General features: G+C 45.9%; 10 protein-coding genes. 1 reads left to right on the forward strand and 9 read right to left on the reverse strand.

From position 1 onward, the window contains the following. Window positions 1-60: 60 nt before the first annotated feature. The 8 genes from L0P89_RS03965 to L0P89_RS04000 are packed head-to-tail and all read right to left on the reverse strand — an operon-like array spanning window position 61 to window position 11,776. Window positions 61-1,890, reverse strand: a complete 1,830-nt coding sequence (locus L0P89_RS03965) for a cbb3-type cytochrome c oxidase subunit I (protein ID WP_235267102.1) — start codon at window positions 1,888-1,890, stop codon at window positions 61-63. A 33-nt stretch (window positions 1,891-1,923) separates the two neighbouring features. Beyond that, window positions 1,924-3,069: a cytochrome c oxidase subunit II gene (locus L0P89_RS03970; protein ID WP_235267103.1), complete on the reverse strand. Its 1,146-nt coding sequence runs from the start codon at window positions 3,067-3,069 to the stop codon at window positions 1,924-1,926. Between the two features lie 28 nt (window positions 3,070-3,097). Then, window positions 3,098-4,399 (reverse strand): quinol:cytochrome C oxidoreductase, encoded by a 1,302-nt coding sequence (locus tag L0P89_RS03975; RefSeq protein ID WP_235267104.1) that lies wholly within the window; start codon window positions 4,397-4,399, stop codon window positions 3,098-3,100. Window positions 4,400-4,410: 11 nt separating this feature from the next. Continuing rightward, window positions 4,411-4,980 carry a c-type cytochrome gene (locus L0P89_RS03980; protein ID WP_235267105.1) on the reverse strand — a complete coding sequence of 190 codons (570 nt, stop codon included), beginning with the start codon at window positions 4,978-4,980 and terminating at the stop codon, window positions 4,411-4,413. A 9-nt stretch (window positions 4,981-4,989) separates the two neighbouring features. Continuing rightward, window positions 4,990-5,511, reverse strand: a complete 522-nt coding sequence (locus tag L0P89_RS03985; RefSeq protein WP_235267106.1) for a DUF3341 domain-containing protein — start codon at window positions 5,509-5,511, stop codon at window positions 4,990-4,992. Window positions 5,512-5,513: 2 nt separating this feature from the next. Further along, entirely contained in the window at window positions 5,514-7,232 is a 1,719-nt protein-coding gene (nrfD, locus tag L0P89_RS03990; protein WP_235267107.1) for an NrfD/PsrC family molybdoenzyme membrane anchor subunit, read from the reverse strand. A gap of 32 nt (window positions 7,233-7,264) precedes the next feature. Then, window positions 7,265-10,378 (reverse strand): TAT-variant-translocated molybdopterin oxidoreductase, encoded by a 3,114-nt coding sequence (locus L0P89_RS03995; RefSeq protein ID WP_235267108.1) that lies wholly within the window; start codon window positions 10,376-10,378, stop codon window positions 7,265-7,267. Window positions 10,379-10,402: 24 nt separating this feature from the next. Continuing rightward, window positions 10,403-11,776: a c-type cytochrome gene (locus L0P89_RS04000; protein WP_235267109.1), complete on the reverse strand. Its 1,374-nt coding sequence runs from the start codon at window positions 11,774-11,776 to the stop codon at window positions 10,403-10,405. 220 nt (window positions 11,777-11,996) lie between these two features. Between L0P89_RS04000 and L0P89_RS04005 the strand changes: the two genes are divergently transcribed. Further along, entirely contained in the window at window positions 11,997-12,380 is a 384-nt protein-coding gene (locus tag L0P89_RS04005) for an SPOR domain-containing protein (RefSeq protein ID WP_235267110.1), read from the forward strand. A gap of 50 nt (window positions 12,381-12,430) precedes the next feature. Here the strand turns inward: L0P89_RS04005 and infB are convergent, their stop codons facing one another. Then, entirely contained in the window at window positions 12,431-15,055 is a 2,625-nt protein-coding gene (gene infB / locus L0P89_RS04010) for a translation initiation factor IF-2 (RefSeq protein WP_235267111.1), read from the reverse strand. Between the last annotated feature and the right edge of the window lies 1 nt (window position 15,056).

Consider the following 15,056-nt stretch of genomic DNA (forward strand, 5'->3'; position numbering starts at 1 on the left):
CAAAGTCACCAACAAAAAACCCATCCGTCTGGGATGGGTTCTTGCAGTTATTACTGAAACCTAATGGTTGAGTTCTTCTTCGTTCTCTTGTAATGGTACGGTCTGCGGCACAAAGTCTTGATCTGGAATAATGTACTCTCCATTTTCATATGTCTTGCTATAGTCATATGCCCAACGATGTACATGAGGTATCGCGCCCGGCCAGTTACCGTGTATATGCTCTTGTGGTGCGGTCCACTCTAGCGTAGTGGCTTTCCACGGATTAAGGGGCCCTCTCTTACCGTAGAAAATACTTCTTATGAAGTTATAGGCAAATACCAATTGTGCACCTGCGGTGATAATGGCAAACACCGTCATCAACACCTGAACATCGGTCAATTCATCGAACATGGGAAATGCGGTGTTCTGATAGTATCTTCTCGGCACCCCTGCCATGCCCACGAAGTGCATGGGAAAGAAAATTCCGTAAGATCCAATGGCCGTTATCCAAAAGTGGATATAGCCTAGATTCTTGCTCATCATGCGCCCTTGGAACATTTTCGGGAACCAATGGTAAACCCCGGCGAACATTCCATACAAAGCTGAAATACCCATCACTAAATGAAAGTGTGCCACAACGAAGTACGTATCATGCACATTGATATCCAAAGCACTGTCACCCAAAATGATACCGGTCAGACCTCCTGTTATAAAAGTCGACACCATACCGATCGAGAACAACATACCAGGGTTCAACTGTAGGTTTCCTTTCCATAAGGTGGTAATCCAGTTGAAGGCCTTTACGGCAGATGGAATTGCAATCAACAATGTGGTAAAGGTAAAGACAGATCCCAAGAAGGGATTCATCCCTGAGATGAACATGTGGTGCCCCCAAACAATGGTCGAAAGAAACGCAATGGCCAGTATGGAGGCAATCATCGCACGATATCCGAAAATCGGTTTCCGGGCATTGACCGACATCACTTCTGACACAATGCCCATCGCCGGTAAAATCACGATATAGACCTCAGGGTGCCCCAAGAACCAGAAAAGGTGCTCGAACAACACGGGCGATCCGCCCTGATAGTGCAACACCTCGCCTTGAATAAAGATATCGGAAAGGAAGAACGAAGTGCCAAAACTTCTGTCCATTATCAATAGTAAAGCCGCTGACAATAAAACAGGAAATGAAATGACCCCGATTATTGCGGTAACAAAGAACGCCCATATGGTCAAGGGCAATCTGGTCATCGACATACCCTTGGTTCTCAGATTCAATATGGTAACGATGTAATTCAATGAGCCTAAAAGGGACGATGCAATGAATATGGCCATTGACACCAACCATAAGGTCATACCCATGCCCGAACCGGGCTGTGACATGGGCAGGGCGCTAAGCGGTGGATAAATCGTCCAACCTGCTGCTGCAGGACCTGCCTCGACAAATAGCGAGATCAGCATGATGACAGATGAGGTAAAGAACATCCAATACGAAAGCATGTTCAGAAAACCTGAGGCCATATCCCTTGCCCCTATCTGCAACGGAATCAACAAATTGCTGAACGTTCCGCTCAGCCCTTGGGTCAGCACGAAAAATACCATTATGGTACCGTGAATGGTGACCAAGGCCAAGTACATGTCCGCATCCATCACCCCATCAGGTGCCCATTTACCGAGAAATGTCTCAAGTATTGGGAATGATTCACCTGGCCAAGCCAACTGCATTCTAAAAAGCAATGACATCGCGATGCCTATAAAACCCATTACCAAAACACCTGTTATGAAGTATTGCTTGGCAATCATCTTATGGTCTTGGCTAAAGATGTATTTGGTTATGAAGGTCTCTTTATGATGATGCCCATGGTCATCATGTCCGTGTCCATCGTTATGATTGTGCGCTGCTGCAGACATAATCTTTTTATATTATTATTCTTTTTCCAATTTTTATTCTTCTATCACTTCTACTGCGACTTCTTCAAGAATCTCTTCTGCTTCGCCAGTTGCTGCAGGTGTTACCTCGGTTTCAGGTTCATCAGACAAGAGGGTTTCGGCAAAGGTCTTTTGTTCGGCCATCCATTTGTTGAACTCTTCTTCTGTTTCAACAATGATCTTCATCTGCATATTATAGTGCGACTTACCGCAAATCTTGTTGCACAGTAGAACATAATCAAATTCCCAAGGGTCTGAATCAGGTCGCCCTTCAGCAGCCCATTCGGCCCTAAGGGCGTTTGTTCTTTTCACTTTTTCGACCACATCAGGGTTTAAACGCATCTGCTCAGTAGTTATGGTGGGCGTGAACGAAAACTGGGTAATCATGCCCGGTACACAGTTCATCTGCGCCCTGAAGTGTGGCATATAGGCCGAATGCAGTACATCTTGTGATCGCATCATGAAATTCACCTTTCTACCTACCGGAAGGTGCAGTTCTTTTACAATGACATCATCTGTGCCGTTGGGGTCGGCCTCATCAATGCCGAGCACATTGGCCTTGTTGATATCGATCAGCCGCACACTGGCATCGCCCAATACGTTGTCTTCACCTGCGTATCTGGCTGTCCAATTGAATTGTTGTGCATATAGCTCAATGATCAAGGGGTCGTCTTCTTCATTGACATCCATGATATTGGTCCAAGAATAAAGCCCCCAGATGATCAATCCTGCAAGAACGATCACGGGAATGATGGTCCATATAAACTCCAATCGGTCATTATCTGCAAAGAAAAGTGCTTTTTTTCCCTTTTTGCCCCGATACTTATATGCATAGTAGTGCAATAATGCCTGTGTAATGAACTGAACAAAGAAGATGATGGCAAAAGACACCCACATCAGCGTATCATAACCCCCGCCATGTGCAGAAGCTGCCTCTGGCAATAGCACTTTCGAGTACTTGGCGAAACTGAAAATGGTGATGCCATAGATAAAAATCAAAAAGCCAAACATCAGATAACCATTGCTATTGTTATCACCATCATCGGCAATTTCTGATTTCGAGGTCTCGGCCCTTAGTTGTGACAATTCAAAAATCTTGGTCATTTGCCAAATTGCAATGGCCACCAAAACCAAAACTGTCAATATCAATAGTGTTGTCATTGTATCTCTTTCTTGCGCTTACGTATTGTTAATAGTGAAACTGTCTGCTTTCTTCAAGAAATGGATTTCTCTTGGGTTGTAAAGGTGCTTTTGTCATGGCCGTGAACACCCAGAAAATAAACAACCCGGCAAAGAAAAGGATGCCTCCGATCTCTGAAATGCCTATTCCCCATTGATCGCCTACGGTGGCCGGCATGACCATATTGAAAACATCTAGGTAATGGCCCACCAAAATAATGATACCGGTCATGATCACAAACCAGTTAACCCGCTTATAATCACTATTCATCAATATCAACAAAGGAAATATGAAGTTAAGGGCCAACATACCGAAGAAAGGCAGTTTATAATCTTCAATTCTTGTAACAAAGTAGGTCACCTCTTCGGGAATATTGGCGTACCATATCAGCATGAACTGGCCAAACCAAAGATAGGTCCAGAAAATACTGATCCCGAACATGAACTTTGCCAAATCATGAATGTGACTATCGTTGACTTCGGTCAAGTATCCTTTTGACTTTAGATAAACGGTCACCATGGCAATCACCGTAATGCCTGAAACGAACATGCTTGCAAAGACGTACCAGCCAAACAAGGTACTGAACCAGTGCGGGTCAAGGCTCATAATCCAGTCCCAAGACATCATGGACTCGGTGACGAGATAGAATACCAAGAATCCGGCAGAGATCCTGAAATTCTTTTTGAAATTTGAAATATCATCTGATTCATCCTGTGCCAACGAGAGTCTTCTTGAGTATTCGCGGTAGAAAATCCATCCACCCAAAAACAGGGCAGCACGTATCAAAAAGAACGTCGGATTCAGATAACCGGCTTTACCTTGTAGCAATTTATCGTGTGCGACCACGTCGGCATCCATCCAAACAAATAGATGGTTCATATGCAATACCGATAATACGAGAATCACAAAAACAATGATCCCACCGGGCACCAGATAAGCGGTAATGCCCTCCATGACCCTGAAGAGCATTGGGGACCAACCTGCTTGGGCCGCACGTTGAACGGCATAAAAGGCCAATACGCCCAAGGCGATCATGAAGAAAAAGAAAGCAGCGGTATATAATGCCGCCCAAGGCCGGTTCTGCAATTGGTGCAAGAGATGCTCATCATGTGAGGCATCGTGGCCCTCATCATGATGGGCAACGGTTTCCCCGTGGTCACCTCCATGGCCATCATGATGTGCGGCAGCGACCATTTCTTTGGCCTCCTCAACCGTACTTGGGGCACTCAAAAAGCCCGTTGCAAGACAAATGACTCCAAGTGCCATCAGTATAAAAGATCCTATCTTGAGTCTGTTTGAGAACGTGTACATAACCTCTTCTACTATTTTGTTAAGTCTTGCTTTAATTTCATGACATATTCGGCCACCTGCCACATTTCTTCTTCATTTGCGAACTGGGATGCATAAGAGCCCATTGAGTTCAGCCCATAGTACATCACATAATAGCTGCTACCTACCGTAATGTCCCTACCAGCATCGGCATAACTGGGAACGCCTAGAATTTTTTCACGTTTCACCAAAGTTCCTTGTCCATCACCTTTGTTTCCATGGCAAACAGCGCAGTAAATCGCGTACAACTCTGCTCCCTTGGCCAAGTTATCTTCCATCGCCAATGAATCTAAAGGGCTTTGTTGTTCTCTTGCCAACTCGCGCCCCTCTGGGGTATTTTCGAACCCGTAGGGCATCCACCCCCTCGAAATGGTATTCTCAGCGGGCTGAAGGGCCGCAGTACCTTCGGGAAAAAGACCATTGTCAACACCCTCATATGTTTCGTAACCTACCGGTTCGTACATATTGGGCATAAACTGGTAATTGGGCTCGTTCTTATCAGCACAGGCCGATATTGCAAGAACGAGAGCCAAAATCGATGTTATCTTTACCAACTGCTTCATATCTTACCCCTATTTTTCTATAGTATTGACTTCGACAGCACCGGTTTCCCAAAGCAGTTCTGTCAATTCCTTTTCGTTGTCGTGCACCCCCACTTCCATTAAAAAATGGTCATCGGTGGTTCGTATATCAGGATTTTCAGCTTTTTTGAAAGGCCACATCTTGCTTCGTAAGTAAAATGTGATCACCATCAAGTGGGCGGCAAAGAAAACTGTCATCTCGAACATAATGGGCACGAAGGCCGGCATATTGTCCAAATAAGTAAAACTTGGTTTGCCCCCAATATCTTGCGGCCAGTCTTGAATCATCATATAGTTCATCATCACGATTGCCACGGTCAGCCCAAGGCAGCCGTACATAAACGATGTGATGGCAATTCGGGTATCGGCCAGCCCCATCGCTTTGTCGAGCCCATGCACGGGAAAAGGTGTATATACCTCTTCTATATGATGGTGTGCCGACCTGACTTCTTTGACGGCCTTCATCAAGATGTCATCGTCATTGTAAAGTGCGTGTATAACCTTTGAAGCCATAACTACTTTTTGTTTTTTAGTTCTTGCGCCTGACCGGCCCAGTCATCTCTTTGTGCCCTACCCGGGAAAGAGCCTGTGATCGAATCTAATAGATCGTATTCTTTCTCGGTCATTCGGCTGACCTGCTCGAAAGAATAAATGCCGATCTGGTTCAGTGCTTTTTCCATTTGCGGACCGATACCTTTTACTTTCTTCAAATCATCGGGGGTATCCGTTTCGGGATCAAAGGTCCCCAATGAGTCGAGCAAGGTCGATACGTCTTTTGACTTATCTTCTGTTTCTTGAACTTCAGCTTTTTTCACTTCTTTCTTCGCAGAAGGCATTTGGTACATGGCCTTGCCCTCTTCTCGAAGTCTTTTATAGCGCTCACCCGACGATTTCAAAATCGATTTTACCTCTGCTTGGGCAATCACGGGGAACGTTCTCGAATACAACAAGAACAATACAAAGAAAAATCCAACGGTGCCTATAAAAATGCCCACATCGACAAAGGTCGGCGAGAACATTGTCCACGATGAAGGCAAATAATCCCTGTGCAATGAGGTTACGATGATCACAAAACGCTCGAACCACATTCCAATGTTGACCACTATCGAAATGAAGAACGAAAACATAATGCTTGTTCGCAACTTTTTGAACCACATGAACTGTGGTGAGAACACGTTACAGGTCATCATCGACCAATAGGCCCACCAGTAAGGCCCGGTGGCCCTGTTCAAGAAGGCATATTGTTCGTATTCCACACCAGAATACCATGCGATGAACAGCTCAGTGATATACGCACAGCCCACTATCGACCCTGTGATCATGATGACGATGTTCATCAGTTCGATATGTTGTACCGTTATATAGGCCTCAAGATGGCATACCTTTCTCATGATAATCAATAGGGTCTGCACCATGGCAAAGCCAGAGAAGATGGCCCCTGCAACAAAGTATGGAGGGAAGATGGTGGTGTGCCAACCGGGTATCACCGAGGTGGCAAAGTCGAACGATACGATGGTATGCACCGAAAGTACGAGCGGTGTGGCCAAACCGGCCAATACCAATGACACTTCTTCAAAACGTTGCCAGTCTTTGGCACGGCCTGTCCATCCAAAGCTCAATAGGCTGTATATTTTCTTTTGGAATGGTTTTACCGCCCTGTCACGAATCATCGCAAAATCAGGAAGCAGTCCAGTCCACCAGAAGACCAATGAAACCGATAGGTAGGTAGAAATCGCAAATACGTCCCAGAGCAAGGGTGAGTTGAAGTTTACCCAAAGCGACCCGAACTGGTTCGGAATTGGCAACACCCAATACCCCAACCATGGGCGCCCCATGTGGATAATCGGAAAAAGCCCTGCTTGAATCACCGAGAAGATGGTCATGGCCTCAGCAGATCGGTTAATGGCCATTCTCCATTTTTGCCTGAACAACAAAAGTACCGCTGAAATCAGCGTACCGGCGTGACCGATACCTACCCACCAGACAAAGTTGGTGATGTCCCAGGCCCAGTTAACGGTTCGGTTGAGTCCCCAAACTCCGATACCCGTTGAAATCGTATAAATGATGCATCCGAGACCCCAAAGAAATGCCAACAGGGCAATGGTAAAGACAATCCACCACTGTTTGTTCGCCTTTCCCTCTACCGGAGCGGCTATATCAACCGTTACGTCGTGATATCCCTTATCACCGAGTACTAGGGGTTTTCGAATAGGTGCTTCGTAATGCGACGCCATAATGTATCTTCTAGTTGCTTACTTGGTTATTGTTATGCCTCGTCTATATTTCTGACCTTTACATGATAGAACACATTGGGTTTAGTACCCACATGCTCTAGCAGATGGTACATTCTATCATCTTCTTTCAACTTGGCCACTTCGCTTTCTTTGTCGTTCACGTCACCAAATACAATGGCACCTGAGCTACAAGCTGCAGAACATGCAGTTTTGAACTCACCATCTTTGATTTGGCGGCCTTCTCTCTTAGCGTCCAAAATGGTCTTTTGTGTCATTTGGATACACATCGAGCATTTTTCCATCACCCCTCTTGAGCGAACATTCACATCAGGGTTTAGAACCATCTTGCCAAGATCGTTGTTCATATTGTAATCAAACTCGTCATTGTCACTGTAGAGGAACCAGTTGAACCTTCGAACTTTATATGGACAGTTGTTGGCACAATAGCGTGTACCCACACATCGATTGTAGGCCATGTGGTTTTGCCCTTGTCGGCTGTGCGATGTTGCCGCTACCGGACATACGGTCTCGCATGGGGCATGGTTACAGTGCTGGCACATGACCGGCTGAAAGGCCACCTGCGGGTTCGCAGACGGGTTTTCCAACTCGAGCATGGTGTTCCTATACCCTCCCTCGGCGGTATCTTTTGTGTCAACGTCTTCACTGAACGTTTCTTCTGACGAATAGTACCTATCGATACGCAACCAATGCATATCGCGAGACAATCGCACCTCTTTTTTACCGACCACCGGAACATTGTTCTCGGCATGACAGGCAATCACGCAGGCACCACAACCCGTACAGGCATTCAAATCAATCGACATGTTGAAATGGTGCCCAATGCTTCTATCAAACTCATCCCATAAATCGACCGAAGTGGCAGGAACCTCGTTATGGTTCAATGACACTACAGGAATCGGATTCCACTCGCTATGGTCTTTGGTATTGAATATTTCAAGTGTGGTCTCTTTGATGATATCGCCACGACCCATTAGGGTATTGTGCAGCTGTATACAGGCAAACTCATGCTCGCCCGATGCTTTTTCAATCGTAACCGATTGTACATTGTTGAATTCTTTGTACAGCTTGTAGGCGTTTACACCTGTTCGCATGTCAGCTTTCATACCGGCTTGCTTGCCATACCCAAAGGAAAGACCTATGGTTCCGACGGCCTGCCCCGGCTGTATGATCACGGGCACGCCATCAATGGTTGCACCATCAACGGTCAACTTTGCATAGCTTCCGTTCAAACCTCCATTGGCCACGTTCCAATTCTCAAAGCCCCACTTTTCGGCATCGGCTTTTGAAACGGTCATATAGTTATCCCAAGAAACCCTTGAAATGGGATCGGGAAATTCTTGCAACCAAGGATTGTTCGCCTGACGACCGTCACCCATGCCCACTTTCGAATACAGCACCAGTTCGGTACCGCCGCTTGTCGCATTGGCCAACGAACGAACGGCTGAAGCGATAGAAACAATAGTAGATTCTACATTTTCTTCAGAAGTTTCTTCTGGGTTTGCCTGTTGTTGGGCACCTTCTTCAGCTTCAACACTTATATCTCCCTGGGCAAAAACCCCATCGTGCAAGGCTTGGTTCCAACTACCGCCATTGAGAATGTTCGTTTCCCATGTTTCACGAAGGTAATCGTAATAGGTTTTGTCACTATCCATCCACTTTAGCAAAGCTGTCTGAAACTGTCGGGTATCGAACAGCTCTCTAATAGTGGGCTGCGCCAAAGTATAATGCCCTTTCTTGAATTGTGCATCGCCCCAAGATTCTAAATAATGGGGAGCGGCAGCAACATAATCAGACGATTGGGCCGTTTCATCATTATTGAATGAAAAGCTTACCGAAACATCTACCCTGTCAAGGCCGGCAACAAATTCATCGGCATTGGGCAATGTATACACGGGATTGACTCCGTCCATTATCAAAAGACCGATGCGACCGGCATTCATTTCACCGATCAAACGGTTGATTTTTGCGGTATTTCCTTGGCGGATATATTTTGGGTTTTCGGCATCAAATGCCACGCTTCCCAACATTTTGTTGATGGCGAGTACAACTGTCTGGGCATTTACATCATCTAAACCTGTGATAACTACGGCTTTGCTACCTGCTTTGCGTATTTGCATGGCGATGGCATCAACTGCACCATCAACCTCAGATGTCCCTCCTCCCACACTGCTTCCATTGAGCTTGCCGTACAGTTTTGCCAAGGCAATTTTCTGTTGGGTCGGTGTCAGCGGAATTCGTTTATCGGCATTGGCACCGGTCAGTGACATATTGGACTCTAACTGGATATGCTTCGACATCTTTCCGTTCTTTGGAACACGACCTTTTGCATAACCATCGTCATAACCGCCACCTTGCCAATCGGCCAAGAAATCTGCACCGAAAGAAACAATGAGACCTGCTTGTGAAAAATCATAGTCTGGCAGTGCCCTTTCACCATATGCGGCTTCAAAGGCATTCAGGGCCGCATCCTCAGAAATGGCATCATAGACCACATGGTCGACATTGCCATAGGCTTCTGAAAATTCAGCTACCAATCGTTCTGTCGATGGGCTCGCATAGGTCTGTGTGAGCAATGCCACTTTTTGGTTCGAGTTTTTGAGGGCGTTCAATTTTGCCCTTACCGTGGCATCAAGAACATCCCACTCAATGGGCTCTCCATTGGCCATTGGCCCTTGCACCCTTTTACTGTCGTACAGCGAAAGCACAGAGGCCTGTACCCTTGCATTGGCACTACCTTTGACCTTGGCCTCGGTATTGTTCTCTATTTTAATGGGCCTGCCCTCTCGGGTCTTCACCAAAATACTGGCAAAATCAAATCCGTCGGCGATGGTGGTAGCATAATAATTGGCGACACCGGGCACTATTCTATCGGGCTGCACCACATAGGGAATGGACTTTCTTACCGGCCCTTCGCAGGCGGCCAAAGAAGCCGCAGCGGTACTGAAACCCACGTATTTCAAAAAATCCCTTCGGTTCGTGTTGGTAGCCGACAAATTCTCTTTATCACCCAAAAACTCGTCAACCGGAATTTCTTCAACGAATTCATTCTGTCTAAGCGTCTCAACAATGGAATCGTTCGGATTCAACTCCGCTTCACTCTTCCAATATTTCTTGTTTGATGCCATATAACTGAAATAACTTCTTCTTGATTAATAGTGACACTTACCACACTCCAATGCCCCCATCTGCGCTGCCGTCAACTGCTCAACTCCATATTTTTTGGACAATTCGGCGTGTATTTTTTCATAGTACGGGTTATCGGCCAATTTTACATTGGTCTCACGGTGACAATCAATGCACCAACCCATGGTAAGGGGTGAATATTGGTACATGATCTCCATTTCTTCAACCGGGCCATGACAGGTCTGGCATTCAATACCGGCAACCGATACGTGCTGTGAGTGGTTGAAATAGGCAAAATCGGGCAGGTTGTGTATCCGCACCCATTCTATAGGTTGGGTCTCGCCCGTGTAGCGTTGGTTTTCTTCATCCCAGCCCACTGCCTTATACAATTTTTTGATTTCGTTGGTATAGAACTCATTGGTATAACCATTGGCCAAATCTTCGGCACTGGGCCCTTCAGGATTGCCCTTGTACTCATAAATCGACTTATGACAATTCATACATACATTCAATGAAGGAATGCCAGAATGCTTTGATGTTCTTGCCGAAGAGTGACAGTACTTACATTCGATTTTGTTATCGCCGGCATGGATCTTATGGGAATAATGGATGGGCTGAACAGGGGCATATCCTTGATCGATACCTATTTGCATCATCCACGCAAAGGCATAATAAGCGCTTGCCAAAAGCAGAAAGATCACCGATACCAAAACCAAGAATTGATTTTGCACAAAAGCTTTCCAAATCGGGATGCGCTTTTCTTTTTCCTTCTCAAGTGCCACCCCATTGGCTTCAGCGATACGTTTCAAGGTTCGGTTCACCAAAATCAGCATGAGCACCAAAAGGGCTAAAATAAGTATCAAAGCGCCCAATACCATTTCATTTGAAACACCGCCCGATGTTTCTGCCGTGGCTCCGGCATCTGCGGTTTCAGCTTGTGCTACAGGGGCTGGTGGCGGCGCTTCTGTGTAAGCAATGATATCATTGATATCCTGGTCGCTGAGCGTTGGAAAAGCGGTCATCGCCGCTTGGTTGTATTCGTTATAAATTCTATTGGCATAGTCATCGCCAGATGCGATCATGCCCGGACTGTTTTTGATCCAACTGTATATCCAATCACAGTCCAGTCCCTCTTCTTCCATCAACCTCGTGGTGGCATTGGCCAAAGCCGGGCCCGTCATCTTTCTATCCAATGCATGACAAGCGGCACAGTTCTGGTTGAACAGCTGTTTTCCCTTGACAGGGTCACCCGGTCCACAGGGGCCTTCATCAGAAGCTGCTTCCACAGTCGCTGCCTCGGCATCTTCTTGCGCCAAAACTGGATTTGAAATAAGAAAGAAAAGAAATAAACTTAGACCTAAAACCGTTGAAAATTGAATGCGGTGTAAAACCTTTTTCATATTAGCGTAAATTCTAATAGACTGTGGCACGATAATTACTATTGATACTGTGCTTGTTAGCATTACCGCGGCCCAAATTGCTGTCAAAAATACGACATAGGCCGTATTTTTTAAATGTTAAGGTATTTATAATATACAATTTATAACTATTCTAAATAAGATGAAAAAAGTTTGTTTAAGGCTCAAAGAATTATTTTTGTTTTCTTATAGTTCCATTTACATGAAAAATATCTCAAAAACCTTTGCCACAGTTGCATTTGCATTGGGTTTTTTCTTCATTGCAAAGGCCCAAGAGGGCACTGTGAACATTCAACAAGATGAACGAATCGACAAGCTGATGACCGTCTATAAATCGGTCAATTCAAAAGCGGAATTCTATCAAATTCAAGTAGGGTTCGGCAGTTACGAAAAAGCCCAAAATCTGAAATCACAGGTCGATATCGATTTTCCCGGATGGTATTCCAAAATCGAGTTTGAGTCCCCTACCTATCGTGTGCGTTTGGGCCGTTTCAAAACAAAACTTGAGGCCGAACGCAAGTTTCTGGAAGTGCGAAAAAAATATCCGAGTGCCATGTTGCTCAAACCCGAAAGTGACTCGCGCTGATTTTCTATGTTGGTCCACATAAGAACTGTGGCCCAATGAATCGATAAGGCTTACAGTTTTTTCTTGACGGCCACCTCTTGGAAAGCTTCTAGGGTATCACCCTCTTTGACATCATTGTAGTTCTTGACCTGAATACCGCAATCATAACCTTTTGCCACTTCTTTCACGTCATCTTTGAAGCGTTTCAGCGAGGCCAGCTCACCTGTAAAGATGACCACGCCATCCCTGATGAGGCGAATCTGGGAATTTCTAAAGATTTTACCACTGGTCACCATACAACCTGCAATGGTTCCGATCTTAGAAATCTTGAACGTTTCGCGCACTTCGGCCGTACCCGTTACTTCTTCCTTGATTTCAGGTGACAACATGCCTTCCATCGCATCTTTCAAGTCGTTGATGGCATCATAGATGATCGAGTAGGTTCTGATGTCGATCTCTTCTTTTTCGGCTATATCGCGGGCATTGCCCATGGGTCGTACATTGAAGCCGATAATGACGGCATCGGAAGCACTTGCCAACAATACATCTGATTCTGTTATGGCACCGACACCCTTATGGATAATGTTTACCTGAATCTCATCGGTGGAAAGTTTTTGGAAAGAATCGGTCAACGCTTCAACGGAACCATCGACATCTCCCTTCAAAATAATGTTCAGTTCTTTGAATTCGCCAAGCGCGATACGTCTTCCGATTTCATCCAATGTAATATGACGCTGTGTCCTGACCGACTGCTCACGCTGTAACTGGGAGCGTTTTGCGGCGATCTGTTTGGCTTCACGCTCATCTTCAAGTACATTGAACTTGTCACCAGCCTGCGGGGCACCATCCAATCCCAATACCGAGATAGGGGTGGCAGGGCTCACTTGCTTCACATTCTTTCCACGCTCATCGTGCATTGCCTTGATCTTACCGCTATGGGTACCCGCCAAAAGGTAATCGCCTATTTTAAGGGTACCTTCTTGTACCAGAACCGTAGAGACATATCCACGGCCTTTGTCCAAAAAGGCTTCCACCACGGTACCATTGGCCAACTTGTCAGGATTGGCTTTCAACTCAAGCAATTCAGCTTCCAACAGTACTTTCTCAAGCAACTCATTTATGCCCTCACCTGTTTTGGCCGAAATATCGTGTGATTGAATTTTACCTCCCCAATCTTCCACAAGCAAATTCATGCCGGCCAATCCTTCTTTGATCTTATCTGGATTCGCAGTAGGCCTGTCTATCTTGTTGATGGCAAAGACAATCGGCACCCCGGCCGCCTGGGCGTGGCTAATGGCCTCTTTGGTCTGGGGCATGATATCATCATCGGCAGCCACTACAATAATGGCAATATCGGTTACTTGGGCACCTCTGGCACGCATCGCGGTAAACGCTTCGTGGCCCGGTGTATCAAGAAAAGTGATTTTTTGTCCACCTTCCAATGTGACACCATAGGCGCCGATATGCTGGGTGATACCCCCACTTTCACCAGCGATGACATTTTCTTTTCTGATGTAATCGAGCAAAGAGGTCTTACCGTGATCAACGTGGCCCATCACCGTGACAATGGGAGCCCTTGGCTTCAAATCTTCAGGATTGTCTTCTTCAACTTCGATGGCCTCTTCAATCTTGGCGGTCACAAATTCTACCTCGTAACCAAACTCTTCAGCGACAATGCTGAGCGTTTCGGCATCAAGTCTTTGGTTCATGGTCACCATGATACCCAGTGACATACAGGCCGAGATGATCTCTGTAGTCGAGACGTCCATCATAGTGGCGACCTCGTTCACGGTCACAAACTCGGTCACTTTCAATATCTTGCTCTCGAGTTCTTGCTGCTCTAGATCTTTTTCTGTCTGTTGGCGGTGGAGGTCTCTCTTTTCCCTTCTGTATTTTGCGCCCTTGCCCTTGCTTGATTTTCCTTGGAGTTTTTCAAGGGTTTCACGCACCTGCTTTTGCACTTCTTCTTCTGTGGGCTCTACCTTTGGGGCACTGAAACGCTGCCCCTTTTGACCCCTTCTGGCTTTGCCGTTGGCGGCCTTATCGGAAGCGGTTTTGCTCACAATACGCTTTCTGCGTTTTTTTCTGTCAGCAGCAGCATCGGGTTTGCTCTCCTCTTTTTTCTTTTTTGGTTTGTCGAATTTCGAAAGATCGATTTTATCTCCGGTAATCTTTGGCCCCGAAAGTTTTTGGTACTGCGTTTCAATGGCCTGGGGCTTGGGAGCAGGTTCAACTTCTTTTTTGACCTCTTTGGGCTCAGGCTTTACAACCTCTTTGGGTTTTTCTTCAACCTTGGCCTTGGGCTTTTCCTCAACCTTTGGTTCAGGCTTTTTTTCGAGGTCTATTTTACCTACCGTTTTGGGTCCTGAAAGTTCTGCTTTTGCCTTGATTACCTCGGCAGTGCCACTCCTTTTTTCACGTGCCAGACGACGCTCTTCTTGCTCTTGCTCTATCTGAATACGGAGTGCTTCCTTTTCTTTGAGCTTCTCTTCGGCCACCTCTTTTGAAGCTACCTTTTTGCTCTTATCGGTCTGGAACTCATCTAACAGTACTTGGTACACTTCATCACTGATCTTTGTCGTGGGCCTTGCTTCTACCTCATGTCCCTGAGAAGCTAGATAATCCACGGCACGATCCAGTGAAATGTTCAATTCCCTGAGTACCTTGTTTAATCTTATTGATGGGTTTCCTGCCATA

Origin of the sequence: Muricauda sp. SCSIO 65647 (assembly GCF_021534965.1) — a bacterium.
Lineage (GTDB): Bacteria > Bacteroidota > Bacteroidia > Flavobacteriales > Flavobacteriaceae > Flagellimonas_A.

Bases quoted from the DNA above. Each gene is read 5' to 3' on its own strand.
- L0P89_RS03965 (WP_235267102.1), bottom strand. From the start codon at position 1,890: ATGTCTGCAGCAGCGCACAATCATAACGATGGACACGGACATGATGAC.
- L0P89_RS03970 (WP_235267103.1), bottom strand. From the start codon at position 3,069: ATGACAACACTATTGATATTGACAGTTTTGGTTTTGGTGGCCATTGCA.
- L0P89_RS03975 (WP_235267104.1), bottom strand. From the start codon at position 4,399: ATGTACACGTTCTCAAACAGACTCAAGATAGGATCTTTTATACTGATG.
- L0P89_RS03980 (WP_235267105.1), bottom strand. From the start codon at position 4,980: ATGAAGCAGTTGGTAAAGATAACATCGATTTTGGCTCTCGTTCTTGCA.
- L0P89_RS03985 (WP_235267106.1), bottom strand. From the start codon at position 5,511: ATGGCTTCAAAGGTTATACACGCACTTTACAATGACGATGACATCTTG.
- nrfD (WP_235267107.1), bottom strand. From the start codon at position 7,232: ATGGCGTCGCATTACGAAGCACCTATTCGAAAACCCCTAGTACTCGGT.
- L0P89_RS03995 (WP_235267108.1), bottom strand. From the start codon at position 10,378: ATGGCATCAAACAAGAAATATTGGAAGAGTGAAGCGGAGTTGAATCCG.
- L0P89_RS04000 (WP_235267109.1), bottom strand. From the start codon at position 11,776: ATGAAAAAGGTTTTACACCGCATTCAATTTTCAACGGTTTTAGGTCTA.
- L0P89_RS04005 (WP_235267110.1), top strand. From the start codon at position 11,997: ATGAAAAATATCTCAAAAACCTTTGCCACAGTTGCATTTGCATTGGGT.
- infB (WP_235267111.1), bottom strand. From the start codon at position 15,055: ATGGCAGGAAACCCATCAATAAGATTAAACAAGGTACTCAGGGAATTG.